Origin of the sequence: Haemophilus sp. oral taxon 036 (assembly GCF_002998595.1) — a bacterium.
GTDB classification, from domain to species: Bacteria; Pseudomonadota; Gammaproteobacteria; order Enterobacterales; family Pasteurellaceae; genus Haemophilus; species Haemophilus haemolyticus_K.
The window spans coordinates 1,215,933-1,238,210 of sequence record NZ_CP027235.1; the positions used below are offsets into that span (position 1 = coordinate 1,215,933).

The 22,278-nt window shown below is 37.5% G+C and carries 22 protein-coding genes; 11 read left to right on the plus strand and 11 right to left on the minus strand.

Annotation, left to right across the window (positions count from 1 at the left end; genetic code table 11):
* The first annotated feature begins 20 nt into the window (after window positions 1–20).
* The 6 genes from C3V42_RS05880 (at window position 21) to C3V42_RS05905 (ending at window position 7,207) form a co-directional block, all read left to right on the plus strand.
* Entirely contained in the window at window positions 21–584 is a 564-nt protein-coding gene (locus C3V42_RS05880; RefSeq protein WP_048952793.1) for a nitrate reductase cytochrome c-type subunit, read from the plus strand.
* 11 nt (window positions 585–595) lie between these two features.
* Complete coding sequence (locus C3V42_RS05885) at window positions 596–1,198, plus strand: NapC/NirT family cytochrome c (RefSeq protein WP_048952794.1); 603 nt, start codon at window positions 596–598, stop codon at window positions 1,196–1,198.
* Between the two features lie 155 nt (window positions 1,199–1,353).
* Window positions 1,354–2,178: a cell division protein FtsN gene (ftsN, locus tag C3V42_RS05890; RefSeq protein WP_048952795.1), complete on the plus strand. Its 825-nt coding sequence runs from the start codon at window positions 1,354–1,356 to the stop codon at window positions 2,176–2,178.
* Window positions 2,179–2,317: 139 nt separating this feature from the next.
* Window positions 2,318–2,884: a TetR/AcrR family transcriptional regulator gene (locus C3V42_RS05895; RefSeq protein ID WP_106013956.1), complete on the plus strand. Its 567-nt coding sequence runs from the start codon at window positions 2,318–2,320 to the stop codon at window positions 2,882–2,884.
* Between the two features lie 29 nt (window positions 2,885–2,913).
* Window positions 2,914–4,110, plus strand: coding sequence for an efflux RND transporter periplasmic adaptor subunit (locus tag C3V42_RS05900; RefSeq protein ID WP_048952797.1), 1,197 nt, complete (start codon window positions 2,914–2,916; stop codon window positions 4,108–4,110).
* A gap of 19 nt (window positions 4,111–4,129) precedes the next feature.
* Window positions 4,130–7,207, plus strand: coding sequence for an efflux RND transporter permease subunit (locus tag C3V42_RS05905; protein WP_048952798.1), 3,078 nt, complete (start codon window positions 4,130–4,132; stop codon window positions 7,205–7,207).
* A gap of 74 nt (window positions 7,208–7,281) precedes the next feature.
* Here C3V42_RS05905 and proB read toward each other — a convergent pair whose 3' ends face one another.
* Window positions 7,282–8,385 carry a glutamate 5-kinase gene (gene proB / locus C3V42_RS05910; RefSeq protein ID WP_048952799.1) on the minus strand — a complete coding sequence of 368 codons (1,104 nt, stop codon included), beginning with the start codon at window positions 8,383–8,385 and terminating at the stop codon, window positions 7,282–7,284.
* 100 nt (window positions 8,386–8,485) lie between these two features.
* On the opposite strand from proB, the gene folA reads away from it, so the two are divergent.
* Window positions 8,486–8,974 (plus strand): type 3 dihydrofolate reductase, encoded by a 489-nt coding sequence (folA, locus tag C3V42_RS05915; protein WP_048952800.1) that lies wholly within the window; start codon window positions 8,486–8,488, stop codon window positions 8,972–8,974.
* Here folA and tadA read toward each other — a convergent pair whose 3' ends face one another.
* From tadA to ampD, 6 genes are all read right to left on the minus strand, one after another.
* Complete coding sequence (gene tadA / locus C3V42_RS05920) at window positions 8,975–9,508, minus strand: tRNA adenosine(34) deaminase TadA (protein ID WP_048952801.1); 534 nt, start codon at window positions 9,506–9,508, stop codon at window positions 8,975–8,977.
* A complete protein-coding gene (locus tag C3V42_RS05925; protein ID WP_106013957.1) occupies window positions 9,508–10,359 on the minus strand; it encodes a thymidylate synthase in 852 nt (283 codons plus the stop codon). Before C3V42_RS05925 ends, tadA begins: the two co-directional genes overlap by 1 nt.
* A 9-nt stretch (window positions 10,360–10,368) precedes the next feature.
* Window positions 10,369–11,175, minus strand: coding sequence for a prolipoprotein diacylglyceryl transferase (lgt, locus tag C3V42_RS05930; RefSeq protein ID WP_106013958.1), 807 nt, complete (start codon window positions 11,173–11,175; stop codon window positions 10,369–10,371).
* Window positions 11,176–11,183: 8 nt separating this feature from the next.
* On the minus strand, window positions 11,184–11,981 hold the full coding sequence (locus C3V42_RS05935; RefSeq protein WP_106013959.1) for a sulfite exporter TauE/SafE family protein: 798 nt from the start codon (window positions 11,979–11,981) through the stop codon (window positions 11,184–11,186).
* Window positions 11,981–12,571: an RNA pyrophosphohydrolase gene (gene rppH / locus C3V42_RS05940; protein WP_005631202.1), complete on the minus strand. Its 591-nt coding sequence runs from the start codon at window positions 12,569–12,571 to the stop codon at window positions 11,981–11,983. Before rppH ends, C3V42_RS05935 begins: the two co-directional genes overlap by 1 nt.
* Window positions 12,572–13,096: 525 nt before the next feature.
* Entirely contained in the window at window positions 13,097–13,651 is a 555-nt protein-coding gene (gene ampD / locus C3V42_RS05945; RefSeq protein WP_106013960.1) for a 1,6-anhydro-N-acetylmuramyl-L-alanine amidase AmpD, read from the minus strand.
* A gap of 114 nt (window positions 13,652–13,765) precedes the next feature.
* Here ampD and ppdD point away from each other — a divergent pair, with 114 nt between their 5' ends.
* From ppdD to C3V42_RS05965, 4 genes are read left to right on the plus strand one after another with little or no spacing between them, the layout of a single operon-like run.
* Window positions 13,766–14,206 (plus strand): prepilin peptidase-dependent pilin, encoded by a 441-nt coding sequence (ppdD, locus tag C3V42_RS05950; RefSeq protein WP_106013961.1) that lies wholly within the window; start codon window positions 13,766–13,768, stop codon window positions 14,204–14,206.
* Window positions 14,203–15,597 (plus strand): GspE/PulE family protein, encoded by a 1,395-nt coding sequence (locus tag C3V42_RS05955; protein ID WP_106013962.1) that lies wholly within the window; start codon window positions 14,203–14,205, stop codon window positions 15,595–15,597. Before ppdD ends, C3V42_RS05955 begins: the two co-directional genes overlap by 4 nt.
* Complete coding sequence (locus C3V42_RS05960) at window positions 15,594–16,811, plus strand: type II secretion system F family protein (RefSeq protein WP_106013963.1); 1,218 nt, start codon at window positions 15,594–15,596, stop codon at window positions 16,809–16,811. The genes C3V42_RS05955 and C3V42_RS05960 overlap by 4 nt, the downstream gene beginning before the upstream one ends.
* Complete coding sequence (locus tag C3V42_RS05965; protein ID WP_048952810.1) at window positions 16,811–17,500, plus strand: A24 family peptidase; 690 nt, start codon at window positions 16,811–16,813, stop codon at window positions 17,498–17,500. The genes C3V42_RS05960 and C3V42_RS05965 overlap by 1 nt, the downstream gene beginning before the upstream one ends.
* Window positions 17,501–17,734: 234 nt before the next feature.
* Here C3V42_RS05965 and era read toward each other — a convergent pair whose 3' ends face one another.
* The 4 genes from era to lepA are packed head-to-tail and all read right to left on the minus strand — an operon-like array spanning window position 17,735 to window position 22,179.
* Entirely contained in the window at window positions 17,735–18,643 is a 909-nt protein-coding gene (era, locus tag C3V42_RS05970; RefSeq protein WP_009766812.1) for a GTPase Era, read from the minus strand.
* Entirely contained in the window at window positions 18,640–19,323 is a 684-nt protein-coding gene (rnc, locus tag C3V42_RS05975) for a ribonuclease III (protein ID WP_106013964.1), read from the minus strand. Before rnc ends, era begins: the two co-directional genes overlap by 4 nt.
* A gap of 1 nt (window position 19,324) precedes the next feature.
* Window positions 19,325–20,374 (minus strand): signal peptidase I, encoded by a 1,050-nt coding sequence (gene lepB, locus C3V42_RS05980; RefSeq protein ID WP_106013965.1) that lies wholly within the window; start codon window positions 20,372–20,374, stop codon window positions 19,325–19,327.
* Between the two features lie 8 nt (window positions 20,375–20,382).
* Entirely contained in the window at window positions 20,383–22,179 is a 1,797-nt protein-coding gene (lepA, locus tag C3V42_RS05985; protein WP_106013966.1) for a translation elongation factor 4, read from the minus strand.
* Window positions 22,180–22,278: the final 99 nt, after the last annotated feature.

Sequence of the window (22,278 nt, forward strand, 5' to 3'; positions counted from 1 at the left end):
ATTCACAAATGGAGTGAAAAATGAAAAAGATGATGGCCATGATTATGGCATTATTGGGATGTTCAGCCATGCTTCATGCTGAAGTTTATCCGAATACTAATGTAGAAGTGGTGAAATCAGGTGTTGAAAATGCACATGAAGCGATTCAACCTGAGTTTAAAAATAACCTAAAAGATACAGGTATCCAACCTCGTGATATGCTTTTTGCACCTCCTGTAGTACCACACAGTATTAAAGGGATGCAAGTGAGTAAAAACACAAACCGTTGTTTAGAATGCCATAATGCTGATGTAGCTCAACTTGTTGGCGCTACTGTACCAAGTAAAACTCACTTTTATGATCGTGAAGGGCATTTAGGCGATACAGTCTCTGCACGTCGTTATTTCTGTTTACAATGTCATGTTCCACAAACTGATGCAAAACCGATTGTTGAACAAACATATCGCTCTACGCCAGGTTATGATAGAAAAGCAGATCAACCGTTACCACAAGTGACTAAAACGCCTGAATATAAAGAAAAATTTGAGGAAACGCTCAAAGAATTTGGTCATTCTTCAGATAAATATTTGAACCAACATCATTAAGGTGAGCAAAAATGAAAAAATTAACAAATTTAATTAAATCTTTTTGGCATTGGTTCAGAACACCAAGCCGAATTGCAGTGGGAACAATCATTTCACTTGCATTTATTGCAGGAATTTTGGCTTGGGTAGGCTTTAATTATGGTCTAGCTGAAACCAATACAGAAAAATTCTGTTCAAGCTGTCATACAAATGATGTTTATCCTGAATATTTGCATAGTACCCATTTTCAAACACGTACAGGTGTAGGCGCGAGCTGTCCAGATTGTCATGTTCCACATGAGTTTGGTCCAAAAATATTGCGTAAAATTGTTGCAGCAAAAGAAGTTTATGCATTTTATACTGGTAAAGTGGATACTATTGAGAAATTCAATGAACGTCGTTTACATATGGCTGAAAATGAGTGGGCACGTATGAAGGCGAATGATTCTCAAGAATGTCGTAACTGCCATAAAATGGATCGTATGGATCGTTCTCAACAAAAAGGAGTAGCGGCGAAGATGCATAAGTTCGCTGAAGAAAATGGTAAAACTTGTATCGATTGTCATAAAGGTATTGCACATAAGTTACCCGATATGAAAGATGTCGAATCAGGATTTAAGAAAGAAGAGAAATAATTCTTTCAGCAATGTATAGGAAAAATACCGCACTCTTTAAAAGTGCGGTATTTTTTTATCTGATTTTTATCCTAGAAAAAAAGTGAATTTTTCAGTAAAATCGTCGAGTTTCATAAAATGATTAAAAAAAATTACTCAAAGTTTAGGGATTTATCGTGGCTCATCGAGATTTTGTTGCGCGTCGTGGCGTAAATAAGAAAAAAGGAAAAAATAAGAATATTTTAATTGGGATGATGATTGCAGTTGTCTTTGTATTTGGTATTGGGCTTTATTTCCTGAAAAATAAAACAGAGGAAAAAGCAGTGAAAGAAATTATTCCTCAAACAGAAAAAACGCAGCCTAAAAGTATTTTACCTAATCGTCCTGAAGAAGTTTGGAGTTATATTAAAGCATTAGAAACGCGTACAGTGCCTGTTGATGATAAGCCATCAAGTGTAGAAAAAAATATGCGTTTAACAGAAGAACAACGTCAAGTCTTAATCCAAATGGAGAAAGATCAAAAAGCAGCAGAGGAAGCTCGTAAATTAGCTGAACAACAAGCAGCTCAAGAATCTACTAAGGTTGATAATTTATCAAAAAGTACGGTGGTTCAGCAATCATCACCGGCTAAAACAGAGCAAGTCAAAAAAGTGGAAACCGTAAAAATTGACACTCTTAGCACTGAAGCCGAAAAAAAAGCTAAACAAGCTAAATTAGATACAACGAAGAAAGTGGAATCTATTAAAACTGTTGAGCCAGTTAAAACTACAGAGAATGAAAATAGCAATAAGAAGTTTGGTTTACAGTGTGGTGCTTTTAAGAACCGAGCCCAGGCTGAAAGTTTACAGGGAAGATTGGCAATGACAGGTTTGAATGCACAAGTACAAGTAAATGGTGAATGGAATAGAGTACGAATTGGAAATTTCGCCAATCGAGATGCAGCAATGCAAGCTCAGAGTAAAGCAAAGGGTGTCGCAGATTGCGTGGTGATTGGTATGTAATCAATCAGTTAATTTTACAGGTTAAGTGCGGTGATTTTTCACCGCACTTTTTTTGTTCTTTGACTTGCTAAAAAACAAAAAAACAATAAAATGAACGTTCATTCATTTGGTGTATCAATATATTTTATCTAAGGATTTTATGCGACAAGCAAAGTCTGATTTAACTGAGCAAATTTTTCTAGCTATGGATCGCTTGATGGCAAAAGAAGGTTTAAATCAACTTTCTATGCATAAGCTTGCAAAAGAAGCGAATATAGCAGCTGGCACCATTTACCTTTATTTTAAAAATAAAGATGAATTGCTTGAACAATTTGCTCATCGTGTGTTTGCGATGTTTATGGCGACGCTTGAAAAGGATTACGATGAAACAATGTCTTTTTTCGAGCAATACCGACGGATGTGGTGGAATATCTGGTATTTCCTGAAAGAACATCCAACAATTTTATCAAATCTGAATCAATACCAATCTTTACCAAACTTTATTGAAGTTTGTAAGAAAATGACAATTAATAGCCGCTGGGAGCTTTTTTGTAAAAAAGCTCAGCAGGCTGGCATACTTGCTATTTTGCCAAATCATTTACTTTTTTTATTAAGTTTAAAAAGAGCGGTGATTATTGCATCTGAGCTTAAGTTTTTTGATGTAGTACTTACTGAGGACATTTTAGAATCTATCATTGAACGCTCTTGGCGAGCAATTCAGAAATAGTCGTTATCTTTTATTACGGAGCTTTAAAAATGAGTCAAACTCAATCTCAGAGACCAAAACGTTCACATGCTTTCTTTATGAAAGTGATTTTGGCTGTTTTTGTCTTAATTTTTGCGGGCGTTATTGCTTTTAGTTTTATTCGCAACATGATGATTGGAAAATTTCTAGCCAATATGCCTGAGTCAACGAATCCAGTAACTGCCTTAGAGGTTAAGCCTAGCGAATGGACACCTGTAATTAATACAACAGGTCTTGTTCGTCCAAATCAAGGGGCAATGTTAAGTGCACAAAATGCGGGGAGCGTTTCACATGTATTTGTTCAAAATGGACAATCAGTGAAAAAAGGTGATCGCTTAGTGGAGCTAGATAGTTCTGTTGAACGTGCAAGTTTACAAGCTGCAGAAGCTCAACTTCCAGCACTTCGTCAGACTTATCAACGTTATGCAAATCTTTTAAAAAGTAATGCGGCATCTCGTCAAGATGTTGATAATGCAAAATCAGCATATGATGCTCAACTAGCCAATATTGAATCTCTAAAAGCAACCATTGAGCGCCGTAGTATTGTTGCGCCATTTGATGGAAAAACGGGTATTGTTAAAGTTAATGTAGGGCAATATGTCAATATTGGTACAGAAATTGTTCGTGTAGAAGATACGAGTTCAATGAAGGTTGATTTTGCTATTTCTCAAAATGAATTAGATAAATTACATATTGGTCAACGTGTTACAGCAACGACGGATGCGCGTAAAGGCGAAACATTTTCAGCTCATATCACGGCGATTGAACCTGCAATTAATTCATCAACGGGTTTGGTTGATGTACAAGCTACTTTTGAACCCGAAGATGGTCGCCAATTACTTTCTGGTATGTTTTCTCGATTACGCATAGCCTTACCTACAGAGAAAAATCAAGTTGTCGTTCCCCAAGTCGCAATTAGTTACAATATGTATGGTGAAATTGCCTATTTATTGGTGCCATTATCAGACAAAGATAAAGAAAAATTATCAGGTAATGATAAATTCGATCGTTTGTATCGAGCTAAACAAATCACTGTATTTACGAAAGATCGTCAAGGTATTTATTCTCAGTTACAAGGTAATGAGATAAAACCAGGTGATAAAATTATTACAGGGGGGCAGCAAAATATTAGCAATGGTAGCCTTGTAGAATGGATTGAAAAAGACATTGTTGGTGGCTCTGAGCCCGCTAAAAAGACTAATCTTTAATTCAACTTAGGAAATACGAATGAAATTTACTGATATCTTTATTCGTCGCCCTGTTTTAGCGATTTCAATTAGCTTGCTTATTATTATTTTAGGATTACAAGCGATTTCAAAACTGGCCGTGCGTGAATATCCTAAAATGACAACTACCGTAATTACGGTAACGACAGCTTATCCAGGTGCAGATGCAAACTTAATTCAAGCTTTTGTGACATCTAAACTTGAAGAGTCTATTGCTCAGGCGGACAATATTGATTATATGTCATCATCAAGTTCACCTAGTGCATCTGTCATTACAGTGAAAATGAAATTAAATACCGATCCTGCAGGAGCATTAGCTGATGTGCTTGCTAAGGTAAATGCGGTACGTTCTGAATTGCCACAGGGTATTGAGGATCCAACAGTGGCTTCCTCTTCAGGTGGTACGGGGATTATGTATATTAGTTTCCGTTCAAAAAAATTAGATTCTAGCCAAGTTACCGATTATATTAATCGTGTGGTGAAACCTCAGTTCTTTACAATAGAAGGTGTTGCCGAGGTACAAGTATTTGGTGCGGCAGAGTATTCGTTACGTATCTGGCTTGATCCTGAAAAAATGGCTGCGCAAAATCTTTCTGCGCCTACGGTGATGTCGGCGCTATCTGCAAACAATGTACAAACTGCTGCGGGTAATGATAATGGCTATTTTGTTACTTATCGTAATAAAGTTGAAACCACAACAAAATCAGTTGAGGATTTAGGCAATTTAATTGTTAGTACTAAGGGTAATGAGCTTGTTCGGTTACGAGATATCGCCACGATAGAATTGAATAAAGAAAATGATAACTCACGCGCAACAGCGAATGGTTCTGATTCTGTGGTGTTAGGGATCAACCCTACTTCAACAGCGAATCCATTAACTGTTGCTGAAAAAATTCGACCGCTCTTTGAAACGATTAAGCAGCAACTCCCTGATAGCATGGAAGCCGATATTCTCTATGATCGTACGATTGCGATTAATAGTTCCATACATGAAGTGATTAAAACGATTATCGAAGCGACAGTTATTGTATTAGTCGTCATTTTGATGTTTATGGGTTCACTTCGTGCGATTTTAATCCCAGTTTTAACCATTCCAATTTCATTAATTGGCGTGCTAATGATGTTACAAAGTTTGAATTTTTCTATTAACTTAATGACATTATTAGCCCTTATTCTAGCAATTGGTTTAGTCGTAGATGATGCGATCGTTGTACTTGAAAATGTGGATCGTCATATTAAAGAAGGTGAAACACCATTTCGAGCGGCAATTATAGGAACACGTGAGATTGCTGTGCCTGTTATTTCAATGACGATTGCGCTAATTGCAGTTTATTCTCCGATGGCGCTTATGGGAGGAATTACAGGAACGCTGTTTAAAGAGTTTGCATTAACGCTTGCTGGAGCTGTGTTTATATCCGGTATTGTAGCATTGACACTTTCACCAATGATGAGTAGTAAGTTACTTAAAGCTAATGTCAAGCCAACGAAACTGGAACAACGCGTAGAACATACACTAAGTAAAGTAAATAAAATTTACGATTATATGCTTGATATTGTCATGCAAAATCGTAAATGTATGCTTACATTTGCTGTGGTAATTTTTGCAACACTACCTTTCTTGTTTAATTCACTGTCCAGTGAATTGACACCAAAAGAAGATAAAGGCGCATTTCTGGCAATTGGTAATGCCCCATCTAGTGTTAATGTTGACTATATTCAAAATGCAATGAAACCATATATGAAGAATGTGATGGATACACCTGAAGTTTCATTTGGTATGAGCATTGCGGGGGCGCCAAGTTCTAATGGCTCACTTAATATTATTACCTTAAAAGATTGGAAAGAAAGAGATCGTAAACAAGCAGCAGTAATGAATGAGCTGAATACGAAAGCAAAATCAATTCCTGAAGTATCGGTATCTGCGTTTAATTTCCCTGAAATAGATACAGGCGAGCAAGGCCCTCCAATTGCCATTGTGTTAAAAACAGCACAGGATTACAAAGCGTTAGCAAATACAGCTGAAAGCTTGGAAAAAGCTATGAAAGCATCAGGTAAATTTATTTATACTAATTTAAATTTGGCCTATGATACGGCCCAAATGACGATATCTGTAGATAAGGAGAAAGCTGGAACTTATGGTATTACGATGCAACAAATAAGTAACACGTTGGGGAGTTTCTTATCAGGTGCAACGATTACTCGAGTGGATGTCGATGGGCGTGCTTATAAAGTGATTTCGCAAGTAAAACGAGATGATCGTTTATTTCCAGAAAGCTTCAAAAACTATTATTTAACAGCATCAAATGGACAATCTGTACCATTAAGTAGTTTAGTTAGTATGAAACTAGAAACGCAGCCAATGTCATTAGCTCGTTTTAGTCAATTAAACTCTGCTGAAATTGGTGCAGTTGCGATGCCAGGTTCATCTACAGGTGATGCGATAGCGTGGTTGCAGGATTATTTCAAAAATAACTTACCGCAAGGATATACTTATGATTTTAAATCAGAGGCTCGCCAGCTTATTCAAGAGGGGAATGCACTTGCGGTGACATTTATTTTAGCCGTTATCATTATTTTCCTGGTTCTTGCGATTCAATTTGAATCAATACGAGATCCAATGGTTATTATGATTTCGGTGCCTTTAGCAGTAAGTGGAGCATTACTCACATTAAACTTATTGTCTTTTTTCCAAATTGACGGAACGACATTAAATATCTATTCGCAAGTTGGATTAATTACATTAGTCGGTTTAATTACCAAACATGGTATTTTAATGTGTGAAGTGGCAAAAGAAGAGCAGTTGAATCATGGTAAAACGCGTATTGAAGCAATTACATCAGCTGCGAAAGTACGTTTGCGTCCGATCCTTATGACTACTGCAGCAATGGTAGCTGGATTAATTCCATTACTTTATGCTACGGGCGCTGGGGCTGTATCTCGTTTTAGCATGGGGATTGTTATCGTAGCAGGATTATCTATTGGGACAATTTTCACTTTATTTGTCTTACCAGTAGTTTATAGCTACATTGCAACAGAACATAAGCCATTACCAGAATTTAAAGAAGATTTAACAAATTGATACACATAAAAATTATGTAAAAAAAACCGCACTTTGGTCAATGAGCAAAGTGCGGTTTTTTTAGTTAAAACATTTTATAAAATAATCAAATCATCACGGTGCATCGCGACAGAGCCATATTCATAACCAAGAATACATTCAATCTCTGTCGAGTTTTTACCTTTAATCAGTTGTAATGCATCACTATTATAACGAGGCATACCAAGCGCAATATCTTTACCGGACTGTGTACGAATCTTTACAACCTCACCACGAGAAAAACATCCTTCAATTGCAATAATACCAGCAGGGAGAAGCGATTTGTTTTGTATTAACATTGCATGTTCTGCACCATCGTCAATTGTAATAATGCCAGCGGAAGGGGCTGCAAAAAGCCATTGTTTCCGACTTTCTAAACGATTAGATTGATGAGCAATAAATTTTGTACCAATATTATGGTCATAAGCTAAATCAGCAATTACATTTGGCTGATTGCCTGGCGCAATAATTGTTTCAATACCTGAACGCGTTGCAACATCAGCAGCGATAATTTTTGTCATCATTCCACCTGTACCAAGATTTGTCCCTGAACCTCCTGCAATGGCACGAATATGATCGGTGATTTGTTCTACGATTGGAATTAATTTTGCATCTGGGTTTTTACGCGGATCACTATCAAATAATCCTTGCTGGTCTGTGAGTAGATAAAGTTGTTCAGCTTGAACAAGAATAGCCACTAATGCAGATAAATTATCGTTGTCACCGACCTTAATTTCCGCTGTTGCAACAGCATCATTTTCATTTATCACAGGAATAATTTGATTATCTAACAGGGCATGTAATGTATCGCGAGCATTGAGAAAACGTTCACGATCTTCAATATCCGCACGGGTTAATAAGATTTGTCCAATATGAATATCATAAATAGCAAATAATCTTTCCCAAGCCTGAATTAATTGGCTTTGACCTACTGCAGCAAGTAATTGTTTTGATGCGATTGTTGGGGGTAAGCTTGGATGATTTAAATAGTGTCTGCCAGCCGCAATTGCGCCCGAAGTAACGATAACGATTCGAAATCCATCATGGTGTAATTGCGCAATTTGACGAACAATTTCCATCATATGCGGTGAATTTAATTTTGGAGTACCTTGTGTTAGTGTACTTGTTCCAAATTTTACAACTATTGTTTTTTTAGTCATAAGTTTTTCCAAGTTTTTTATTTATATTTTTACGTTATCACTAAATCAATGAAAAATCACTTAATATCAGGTATAGTAAAGTAAATTTTAGGGGAAATTTATGACATTGAGTTTAATTGTAGCGACAACCTTGAATAATGTGATTGGTAAAGATAATCAGATGCCTTGGCATTTACCTGCAGATTTGGCATGGTTTCGCCGTAATACAACAGGTAAGCCCGTAATAATGGGGAGAAAAACCTTTGAAAGTATTGGTAGGCCCCTGCCAAAACGAATTAATATCGTACTTTCTCGTCAACCGTTTGAACATGAAGGGGTGATTTGGAAAAATAGTTTTGAAAGTGCGGTTAATTTTGTGAATGATTGCGATGAAATTATGCTAATCGGTGGTGGTGAATTATTTAAACAATATTTACCAAAAGCGGATAAACTTTATCTTACACAAATTCAATCTGAAATTGAAGGAGATACATTTTTTCCTACACTTGATTGGAACGAATGGATCGTTAAATTTGAAGAATATCGTCAGGCTGACGAAGATAATGAGTATGATTGTCGATTTTTGATTCTTGTTCGTAGCGAAAAATAATTATCTTTCTTCATAAGATGCTACATGCAATTGTTGTTTTTGTTTTTCTGCTTTTTTCTGTTCACGGCGTTTCTGAAAAAATGCGCTTAATTTATGACTACACTCTTCTGCTAATACACCAGATGTAATCTCCAGAGTATGATTCATCTTATAATCATCAAAAAAATGGAAACGTGATCCAACAGCCCCAGTTTTATAATCAGAAGCGCCGAACACAAGGCGTTTAATTCTGCTATGCAAAATTGCCCCAGCGCACATTGTGCAAGGCTCTAATGTCACATAAAGCGTAGTATTCAGTAAACGATAATTTTGAATATTTTTCGCGCCATTACGCAAAGCGATGATTTCAGCATGTGCGGTAGGATCGCTTTGAACAATGGAAAGATTCCAACCATCTCCAATAATATTTCCAGCATCATCTACCAAAACCGCTCCCACAGGAATCTCACCTAATGCTTCCGCTTTATCCGCAAGATTAAGGGCATAGCGCATCATTTTCTCGTCAAATTCTGACCGCACTTTTGCTACATCCATTAGACGGAAAAAGGATATTTAATCGGATCATGAGATTGATAGCCAACAACTTTGAAATCATCCATCGTGACCCAAGTTTCCAAATCTTCAAGCGTTTTTATATCTGGATTAATTTCTAATTTTGGCAATGGGAAAGGCTCGCGTTTAAGTTGTACATCACGCATTAACTCAAGCTGATCTTCATAAATATGCGCATTCACAATTTTATGATATGCCTTGCCTGCTTTTTTGCCCGTGATCTGAGCCATAAGCGCTAAGAAAGTAAACACCTGAATTTGATTGAAATTCAATCCAAGCGGAACATCACAAGAACGTTGATAACTAGTAAGATGTAAAGTATCGCCCACAAGAGAAAAAGTATGCGTATGCATACAAGGACGAAGACAACCAAGCTCAAACTCACCAGGGTTAAAGAAGGTTAAAATTTCCCCTCTATCATCAATGCCCTTTGTCAAATTATTAACAATTTTGCGTAGCTGATCGATGGTTTCACCATTAGGCTTACGCCATGCCCTACCTTGCACACCATATACGCGCCCCATATCATCAACGCCTCTACGGTGTGGATTCTCGAGCCATGCGGCATTTTCATTCGCATTGGCATCCCAAGTTTTAGTACCAAGTGCTCGGAAATCAGCAGCATTGTCATATCCACGAATGTAACCTAAAAATTCGGCAATTGCAGCTTTCCAATAACTTTTACGCGTAGTAATCAACGGAAATTGATTATTCGCCACATCATATTCTAAATCTGCATTAATAACAGTGAGACAGCGCTTACCTGTACGCTCATTGGCAACCCATTCACCTTCATTAACAATACGACGACACAGATCAAGATATTGCTTCATAAAAATCTCCTATTTTATTACCGCACTTTTGCGTGAATAAGCCCAAGCCATAATTAAGGCACCACCAATAATCATCGGTAAACAAAGTGCTTGTCCTCTTGTAATGACCCCAAAGAAATTTTCAACTTCAGGTTCACGCACATATTCCACAATAAAACGGAAGATGCCATAACCAATTAAGAATAAGCCTGCAACAGAGCCCATTGGACGTGGCTTTTTAATAAAAATATTCAGAATCGTAAACAACACTACGCCTTCTAAAAAGGCTTCATAAAGTTGGGATGGATGACGAGGAAGTAATAGCGGATCATTCGGGAAAATCATTGCCCAAGGCGCATCCGTTTCGCGTCCCCATAGCTCAAGATTAATGAAATTACCAATTCTACCTAAACCTAAACCAAACGGAATCAAAGGTGCAACAAAATCAGCTGTTTGCCAAAAATTACGTTTTTGTGAATAAGACGTCCAAATCATGGCAACAATGACGCCTATTAAACCGCCATGGAAAGACATTCCACCTTCCCAAACACGGAATAAATAAAGTGGCTCTTGTAAGAAACGATCCAAATTATAAAAAAATACATCGCCAACACGTCCGCCAATAAATACGCCCATAAAACCGTTGAAAAGTAAGGTATCAACCTGATCCACGGTCCAACCGCTATTTGGGCGATTAGCACGGCGAACCGCAAGCCAGCGTGCAAAAATAAAACCTAAAAGGTACATCAAACCATACCAACGTAAGCCGATATTGCTATCACCAAGAGTAAAAATGGTTGGATCAAAATGAGGCAGAAGCAAGTAATTTGAATTCATAATTTTCTCTATCTAATAAACATATCAACAGCAATAGTAATTAATAAAAGTGCAAATCCTTTCTTTAAAGTTGGCACCGGTAGTTTTGAGGTGGCTGTCGCACCAAGTTTTGATGTGAAAAACGATGTGGCAGTAATACATAACACTGCAGGGAAATAAATGTAACCTAAAGAATATTCCGGCATTGCCGCATTCCCCAAGCCACTTAACATGAAACTGAACATTCCAGAAGTTCCGAGTAACATGCCACAGAAAGCCGAGGAACCAATAGCCTTTTTCATATCGATACCGCGAGAATTTAAAAACGGCACAATAAATCCGCCACCACCGATACCTGCAGCACTAGATGCCATGCCAATTAAAATACCACCGATAATAGACGATTGAGTCGTTAAAGGCTTAACTGTTTTATTTGTCTTAGGTTTAATAGATAAGACCATTTTAACTGCGAGATAAACAACTAAACAGGCAAATAATTTACTAGAAATATCGCGATCAAGTTTTCCGATAAAAAAACCGCAAATAAACACGCTAACCATGATGCTCGGAGCAAGGATCTTCACAGCACTCCACACAACATTACCTAACTTATGATGTCGCTGAGCCGAAGAAAAGCCAGTAATCACAATCGTTGCGAAAGAGGTTCCAAGTGCGGTAGACATTAATAAAGGTTCTGGCACGCCCACCATTGGCAATAAGTACACCAATACAGGAACAATCAGCAATCCGCCACCAATACCAAAAAGCCCCGCAAAAAAGCCAGCAACCGCCCCCACAAGCAAACAAAGTAAAATAAAGCTAAGCATTATGAATTCCTTGTTTTATTGAAAGAACGTTTTGGAAATTTTGAACCATTATATTTTTTAGGATGAGTATAAGATTTTTGCTCCAATTCTCGTGCAGGTTGATACACAGGAGGATTTTCTGAGAACAATACACCCGAAAACTCTTTCATCGCTTTGCGATACACTTCTTTTTTGAAAGATACGACCTGACGAACAGGATACCAAAAACTCACCCAACGCCATCCATCAAATTCTGGCGATTTAGTCGTTTGCATATTGATATTTTTTTCATCGCCAACAAGCTGCAACAAAAACCAGCGTTGTTTTTGCCCTATACACATTGGTTTGCTGTCATAACGCAACAAACGTTTTGGTAATTTATAACGCAACCAATGCTTAGATACATATAAAATGCGAACATCTTTAGGCTGTAGACCAACTTCTTCGTACAGTTCACGATACATCGCTTGCTCGGCACTTTCATTATCATTAATGCCACCTTGCGGAAACTGCCACGAATTTTGCCCACAGCGCTTCGCCCAAAGCACTTGCCCGTTGCGATTACAAATCACAATACCCACATTTGGACGGTAGCCATCAAAATCGATCACTATCGTTTTACCTTAAATTTTTCATACAAAAATAGTCTGCAGATTGTTTCATAAATCAGTGTTTTTATCAACCAAAGGGCTGGTTACACAATAAAATACACAGATTGTGGATAACATTGTGAATAACGGATTTCTGATTGTGAATTGATTGAGTAAAAACAGGAAAGGATCCTTATCACATCGAACTTAAAAATAAATTGAGTTATTTTCAATCTAAAAATCTAAAGAAAAAATAAACCACACTTTTTACATACAAAAATAGAAGAAAGTGCGGTAAAAAAATACAATTTTTAAAGGGACGCCATTCACCAAAGATCTTTTAACAATCTCTTTGAGTTATTCAATATTTCTGTGGATAAAATTGTGATTGAGAAAATCTATAATGTTGTATAACTCAAAAAAACCTTTCTAAGACAATTCCAAGAGAAATTTTTTCCATTTTAATTCAATCACTTAAAAATAAATCATAACAATATTTGTAATACACAGAAGTCTCTAAATTTTAGTGTTTAATTTTTAAACAAATTATTTTAGGCTGGCAAAATAACGTTCCCAATCGAAATATTGACCAGGATCGATCTTACGTCCTGGCGAAATATCACAATGCCCAACAATTCGTTCTTTCGTAATTTTAGGGTAATTTTTCATGATTAAGTTAGTAAGCTCTTGCAATGCCAAATACTGCTCATTAGTAAAAGGCTGCTCATTACTACCTTCTAACTCAATTCCAATGGCAAAATCATTACATTTTTCTCTTCCTTGAAAGCTAGATAATCCAGCATGCCAAGCCCTATGCTTGAAATTAACATATTGCGTGATTCGCCCATCTCGTTCAATCAAACAATGGGCAGAAACACGCATTTGATGAATTTCTTCAAAATAAGGATGAATCTTAGGATCTAATTTCCCTTGAAAAAAATCATCCACATATCCACCACCAAATTGTTCTGGCGGTAAGCTAATGTAATGGATCACAAGAAGTGAAATATCCTGTAAATCTGGGCGTTCATCAAAATGCGGAGATCGAATTTGTCGACAATCAGTCAGAAATCCTTTCTCAATATCTTTTATTTTTCGCATACATTTTTCCTATTTTTGCGATCAGGATCGCAGAAAAAGTGCGGTCTGTTTTACAAAACAATTTTCCTTTTTCACAATATTTCAGCCAATAAAGGCTTAACGAAAGGAAAATAAATGAAACTAACTACACAAACTACCTTGAAGAAAGGGTTTACCTTAATTGAATTGATGATAGTCATCGCCATCATCGCGATTTTAGCCACTATCGCTATTCCTTCTTATCAAAATTATACCAAAAAAGCTGCGGTATCCGAATTACTGCAAGCTTCTGCACCTTACAAGTCAGATGTGGAATTATGCGTTTATAGCACAGGCAAACCTTCTAGTTGCTCAGGAGGAAGCAATGGAATTGCAGCTGATATTACAACAGCAAAAGGCTATGTAAAATCAGTGACAACAAGCAACGGTGCAATAACAGTAGCGGGTAATGGTACATTAGATGGAATGAGTTACACACTCACAGCGGAAGGCGATAGTGCAAAAGGCGTTACATGGAAAACCACCTGTGGCACAACGAATGCCGATATTTTCCCTGCTGGATTCTGTTCAAAATGATCGACTTAACTAGTGCAAAACCTCGTGTAAAAGCACAAAATGGCGAGATATTTACGATCTCGCCAGACCTATGGGGGCGTAATCAGCAACAACAGTCGCTACTCTTACGTTATTTTGCGTTACCACTCAAAGAAGAAAATAATCGTCTCTGGCTAGGTGTAGATTCTCTTTCTAATCTTTCCGCCTGTGAAACTATTGCGTTTATAACCGGTAAACTTGTTGAGCCAGTTTTATTAGAAAGCTCTCAACTTAAAGAACTATTACAGCAACTTGCTCCTAATCAACCTAAAGTGGAAGAGCAAGTTAAATATTACCAACATCAAGAACAGTCCCATCTTGAACAACAAGATGATGAGCCTGTCATTCGCTTGCTTAATCAAATTTTTGAATCCGCTTTACAAAACAATGCCTCAGATATTCATTTGGAGAGCTTATCGGATCATTTCCAAGTTCGGTTTAGAATTGACGGTGTTTTACAAGCTCAGCCTCCACTTAGTAAAAATTTGGCTAATCGAATTATTTCTCGCCTAAAACTACTCGCTAAATTAGATATCAGTGAAACCCGCCTTCCACAAGATGGGCGATTTCAATTTAAAACTACGTTTTCCGATATTCTTGATTTCCGTCTTTCAACACTCCCAACTCATTGGGGAGAGAAAGTTGTCCTGAGAGCACAGCAAAATAAACCAGTAGAACTCAGCTTTTCTGAACTGGGCATGACAGAGACTCAACAGCAAGCATTTCAACGCGCACTTAGCCAACCACAAGGATTAATTTTAGTAACCGGCCCAACAGGAAGTGGGAAAAGTATCTCACTTTACACCGCACTTCAGTGGCTAAATACGCCTGATAAACATATTATGACCGCCGAGGATCCCATTGAAATTGAGCTTGATGGCATCATTCAAAGCCAAATTAATCCACAGATTGGATTAGATTTTAGCCGTCTATTACGCGCTTTTTTACGTCAAGATCCCGACATCATTATGCTAGGTGAAATTCGCGATGAAGAAAGTGCAATGATTGCACTACGTGCCGCCCAAACGGGGCATTTGGTGCTTTCAACTTTACATACCAATGATGCAATATCTGCAATTTCTCGCTTACAACAACTCGGTATTCAACAACATGAGATTGAAAACAGTTTGCTGCTCGTCATTGCTCAGCGTCTTGTACGAAAAATCTGTCCAAAGTGCGGTGGAAATTTAATAAATTCTTGTGATTGCCATCAAGGTTATCAAGGTCGAATCGGCGTGTATCAATTTCTACATTGGCAGCAGAATGGCTATCAAACGGATTTTAAAAATTTACATACGAGTGGTTTAGAAAAAGTTAGCCAAGGCATAACAGATGAGAAAGAAATTGAACGTGTGTTAGGTAAAAACTCATGACTAAAAAACTTTTTTATTATCAAGGTAGTAACGCATTAAATCAGAAACAAAAAGGCTCAATTATTGCGGATACGAAACAACAAGCACACTTTCAATTAATAAGCCGCGGCCTTACTCACATCAGATTACAACAAAACTGGCAATTTGGGGCAAAGCCCAAAAATTCAGAAATCAGTGAATTACTCAATCAATTAGCGACATTGCTACAGTCCGCAATTCCGTTAAAAAACAGTCTGCAAATTTTGCAACAAAATTGTACTCAAATTATGCTCAATGAATGGCTTGAACGACTACTGCAATCCATTGAATCTGGTTTAGCATTCTCACAGGCGATTGAACAACAAGGGAAATATCTCACACAACAAGAAATTCAACTGATTCAAGTGGGAGAAATGACGGGCAAACTTTCCGTTGTTTGTAAAAAAATAGCCACGCATCGTAGCCAATCTTTAGCATTACAACGCAAATTACAGAAAATTATGTTATACCCATCAATGGTGTTGGGAATTTCTCTATTATTGACACTCGCATTACTACTTTTTATCGTGCCTCAATTTGCTGAAATGTACAGTGGCAATAATGCTGAGTTACCAACAATAACCGCAATATTGCTCTCTATATCCAATTTTCTTAAGCAAAATATTGGCATTTTGCTATTTTTCGCTTTTAGTTGTTTTCTATTTTATAACTTCTATCTAAAACGCCAGACCTGGTTTCATCAACAGAAAAATCAACTTATTTCTATCACGCCTATTTTTGGCACAATTCAAAATCTTTCACGTTTAGTGAACTTTAGTCAAAGTTTACAAATTATGTTGCAGGCTGGCGTACCGCTTAATCAAGCACTAGAGAGTTTTCTCCCTCGCATACAAACGTGGCAAACCAAGAAAACGCTTGTAAATGACATCGTATTAGATAAAGAAGTGCGGTCAATTTTACAATGGGTTTCTCAAGGTTATGCCTTTTCTCATAGTGTAAGTAGCGATCTTTTCCCGATGGAAGCACAACAAATGCTACAAATTGGCGAGCAAAGCGGAAAACTCGCTTTGATGCTAGAGCATATCGCGGATAATTACCAAGAAAAACTTAATCATCAAATTGACTTACTCTCACAAATGCTAGAGCCATTAATGATGGTGATCATCGGCAGTCTGATTGGAATTATTATGATGGGAATGTATTTACCTATCTTTAATATGGGCGCAGTGATTTAATGATTTACTTAGCCTCATTTTTATTCGGCGGGATTAGTGGCGTAGTTTTATGGTGTTATGTATCAGTGTTTATTACTTGTTTACAGAAAGATATTTACGATGCTTATATTGAATTGTTCCCAGAAAATGCCCCATTTTTTCAACCTGATGCTTCGACAATTCAACAGAAAAAGTGCGGTCATATTTTAGTTTACTTTTTTAGTGTCGGTTTTTTATTTCTCTTTTTGCATTTGATATTAAAAAATGAATCCCTCTCATTATGGGCTGGAGTAGTACTTCTTATGCTTTGGACAATGAGTTACCTTGATTGGCATTATCAACTTATTTCTCCAACGCTTTGCTTAGCATTATTTGCTTTAGGCGTATTAGGGGCTTATTTCTATTTTTCCCCCTTATCGTTAATCGAAAGCTTGCAAAGCTCAGCTGGTTTTTTCTCTGTTTTTGGTCTTATCTATGGAGGGGCAAAAGTTTATTATGGCAAGGAAGTTTTTGGTAAAGGTGATTGGTGGTTGTCATTAGGGATAGGTAGCTTTATTCCATTGTCACATTTACCACACTTTTTACTCATAGCGTGCTTATTAGGAATCGTTTTTACATTGGTTTATCGACGAAAATCCCAATTCTTACCCTTTGCACCTTTTATGTGTATATCGGCAATCGTGTTATTTATTGTCCAAATTTATACTTAATTGTACTATTTATGCCAAAATAATTTAAACATAGGACGTCTATTTACCACATTTATAATCAAAGCTTGTTAGTTGGATTCCTCCGCAATTTTGATCCCTATATAGTAGATAAAAGACTGAAAAAGTAGTTGCTAAATTGAATCAATAGGAAAAATAAAAGGATATTTTTTATGGAAAAATCACATTATGCCTAGCATAATGCGATTTTAAGAATATTAGAAATATCACCGCACTTTATTCATCCATATATCCTAAACTACGCAGTGCACGTTCATCGTCAGCCCAACCTGATTTTACTTTCACCCAAAGTTCAAGATGGACTTTGTTATCAAATAAACGTTCCATATCAGCGCGTGCTTCCATACCAATAGTTTTAATTTTTTGACCGCCCGCACCAATTACCATTTTTTTCTGACCTTCACGTTCAACGAGAATTAGTCCATTTATTTCATAAGTGCCACGTTCATTCACTTTGAACTGTTCGATTTCAACAGTCACAGAATAAGGCAATTCTTCACCCGTAAAACGCATTAATTTTTCACGGATTATTTCCGATGCCATAAAACGTTGTGAACGGTCTGTGACATAATCTTCTGGAAAATGATGCACACCTTCGCGTAAAGATTGGCGTACAATTTTCTCTAATTCATGAACATTATTACCACGCTGTGCAGAAATTGGCACAATGTGAGCAAAATTAAATTTACTGCTAAGTTCCGTAATAAACGGCAATAAATCATCTTTATTTTTGATGTTATCGACTTTGTTAATAGCTAACACAACGGGTGCTTTTGCATTGCGTAATTTGTTTAGCACCATCTCATCATCTGCATTCCAGTGTGTGCCATCTACGACAAAAATAATTAAATCAACATCGCCGATAGCACTACTTGCTGCTCGGTTCATTAAGCGGTTAATAGCACGTTTCTCTTCAATATGAAGTCCCGGCGTATCCACATAGATTTCTTGATATGCCCCTTCAGTTTTAATCCCAACAATACGGTGACGCGTGGTTTGTGCTTTACGCGATGTAATTGAAATTTTTTGTCCTAAAATTTTATTTAAGAGCGTTGATTTACCCACATTTGGGCGACCTACGATAGCAATAAAGCCGCAATAGGTTTTGTCGAATTGTTCGGTCATTTGATGTCCAGTTCTTTTAAAATTTGTTCTGCTGCTGCTTGTTCAGCTTTACGACGGCTAGATCCTTTTGCAACAAAAGTGCGGTCAATTTTATCCACACTTTTCACTTTGCATTCAACTGTGAAAATTTGGCAATGGGCTTCCCCTTGAATATTGACTACTTCATAAGTTGGCAATGGCAGATGTTTACCTTGTAAATATTCTTGCAAACGAGTTTTCGCATCTTTTTGGTTATCGCCCGGTTTGATTTCAGCCAATAATTGTTGATACCAATTTCGAATCACTTGGGTCGTCACAGCCAATCCTTGATCCAAAGACATTGCGCCAATAATCGCTTCTACGCAATCGGCAAGAATAGATTCGCGGCGAAAACCACCGCTCTTTAGCTCGCCAGAACCAAGCGACATATAATCGCCCAATTCAAATTGACGCGCTAAAATCGCTAAAGTGGGCTCTCTCACCAAAGTAGCTCGCATACGGCTCAGCTCACCTTCATTACAATGTGGAAACTGATGATAAAGCGCCTCAGCGATAGTGAAATTAAGAATAGAATCGCCTAGAAATTCTAGGCGTTCATTATGTTGAGCCGCCGCACTTCGATGCGTAAGTGCCTGCTTTAAAAGCGCAATATCATTAAAACGATAGCCGATTTTACGCTCAAGTCGATCTAAATGATTCATCTTATTTTATTGCTGTAAAGAAACGATCAAAACGGAAACCTGTTGGCCACTCATTCGCTTCTTTTTCTAAGCTCATCCAAATATAAGTGGCTTTACCCACAATATTTTTTTCAGGCACAAAGCCCCAGAAACGGCTATCATCGCTGTGATCGCGGTGATCACCCATCACAAAATACTGCCCTTCTGGCACAAGCCATTCAGCAGTTTGCATACCTTCTTGTGGGAAAAACTCAGGACCTGAATAACGACGATATTCGCTAATTAACACATTGTGTGTCACATCACCTTTTTCAGTCAATTCTAATTCATTTGGAAAAGCGGGATTTGTTGGATTTTGTGTATATTCAAACGCCTTGGTTTCGCAATCAATTTCACAAGGTTTGCCTTCTTTGCCATATACCACTTTTAGCGTTTTTTGTTCCGGATCAAAAATGACGCGATCTCCGCCCTTTCCAACAATACGCTTAATATAATCGACACCAGACATATTATCTTTTGAGCTTAGCGCTAAATTTTCTGCAAAAGCAGCTCGAGTTGCACCTAGGCCCGTACGAATTAAAGCTTGTTCAGGTGCCTTGAATACAATAACATCCCCACGTTGAGGTTTATTTCCAGCAATAATTGTATTTTGGAAAATAGGATCTTTGATGCCATAAGTATATTTGTTTACGATTAAAAAATCGCCCACTCGTAGGGTTGACTCCATTGAGCCAGAAGGAATTTGAAATGGTTCAAATAAAAAAGAACGCACTAAGAATACGACAGAAAGTACTGGAAAAAGAGATGATAAAAATTCAGAAGCCTCAGAGACCGGTTCAATTTTTGCTTTTTCTTCATCTGTTAATGCCTGACCTGAACGCTGTTCAGCACGTGCGATTTTACGATTCCGTTTTGGCGTTACCACAAAATAATGGTAGCACCATAAGACCCCTGAAAGTGCGGTCAAAATTAGCAGTACAATACTGAATGTGTTTGGTAATTGGAAATAATCCAATAATTTCCATACTCCAAAACCAACAGCTAGTAAAATTACAAAAAATAAATTTGACATAATTTCCCTTATTTATCTTTTCCTACGTGTAAAATTGCTAAAAACGCTTCTTGCGGCACTTCTACGTTACCTAAAGACTTCATACGTTTTTTACCTTCTTTCTGTTTCTGTAAGAGTTTTTTCTTACGGCTCACGTCACCACCATAACATTTTGCCAATACGTTTTTACGTAATTGTTTTACGGTTGAACGCGCAATAATGTGGTTACCAATCGCGGCTTGAATAGCAATATCAAATTGCTGACGAGGAATTAACTCACGCATTTTTTCAACCAATTCACGACCACGATATTGTGAATTATCTTTATGAACGATTAAAGCCAAAGCATCTACTCGTTCGCTGTTAATCATAATATCCACGCGAACCATATCTGCAGCTTGGAAACGTTTAAAACCGTAATCTAACGAAGCATAACCACGCGATGTTGATTTTAATCGGTCAAAGAAGTCTAGAACAACTTCGCCCATTGGAATTTCATAAGTCAGCGCAATCTGATTACCGTGATATACCATATTAGTTTGCACGCCACGTTTTTCCACACAAAGAGTAATGACGTTACCTAAATATTCTTGCGGCACTAACATATTACATTCTGCAATCGGCTCGCGGATTTCAGCAATATTATTAAGCGGAGGCAATTTCGATGGACTATCGACGTAAACAATATCACCATTCGTTAACTGCACTTCGTAAATTACTGTTGGTGCAGTAGTGATAAGATCTAAATCATACTCACGTTCTAGGCGCTCTTGAATGATTTCCATATGTAAAAGGCCAAGGAAACCACAACGGAAACCAAAACCAAGTGCGGTAGAATTTTCTGGCTCATAGAAAAGTGAGGCATCATTTAAACTTAATTTGCCGAGAGCATCGCGAAACGCTTCATAATCATCAGAACTTACAGGGAAAAGTCCAGCATAAACCTGCGGTTTTACTTTTTTAAAGCCTGGTAAAACTTCAGTTGCAGGATTATGTTGAAGCGTTAAAGTATCCCCAACTGGCGCACCTAAAATATCTTTAATCGCACAAACTACCCAACCAACTTCACCGCATTCTAAAACGGCAGTATCTTCTTGTTTTGGCGTGAAAATCCCTAAACGGTCTACATTGTAAGTTTGCCCTGTAGACATCACTTTAATTTTATCGCCTTTACGTAATACCCCATTTTTAATGCGAACTAAAGATACCACACCCAAATAGTTATCGAACCAAGAATCAATAATCAATGCTTGTAATGGTGCATTAGGATCACCTTCTGGTGCTGGAATTTTTGCAACGATTTCTTCTAATACATCTTCGATACCGACACCCGTTTTAGCAGAGCATCGAACCGCTTCCATCGCATCAATTCCCACGATATCTTCAATTTCTTCCGCTACGCGTTCAGGATCTGCTGCAGGTAAATCGATTTTGTTTAAAATCGGTACCACTTCTAAATCCATTTCGATTGCGGTATAACAGTTTGCTAAGGTTTGAGCTTCTACTCCTTGACCTGCATCGACTACCAACAACGCCCCTTCACAAGCAGCAAGAGAGCGAGACACTTCATAGGAAAAGTCCACGTGTCCCGGTGTATCGATAAAGTTTAATTGATAAGTTTCGCCATCTTTGGCTTTATAATTTAAAGTAACACTTTGTGCTTTGATGGTAATTCCGCGCTCACGCTCAAGATCCATAGAATCTAGCACTTGCGCTTCCATTTCGCGATCCGAAAGGCCACCACAAGTTTGAATCAAACGGTCAGAAAGCGTCGATTTACCGTGGTCAATATGGGCAATAATAGAAAAGTTGCGAATATTCTTCATAAAAGATAGTTTTTCTCAAAAAAATCAATAAATTTAACTGGCGGATTGTACCTGAAAAGCATGGAAATCGCTAGGGATGAAAGGGAAAAGTGCGGTCAA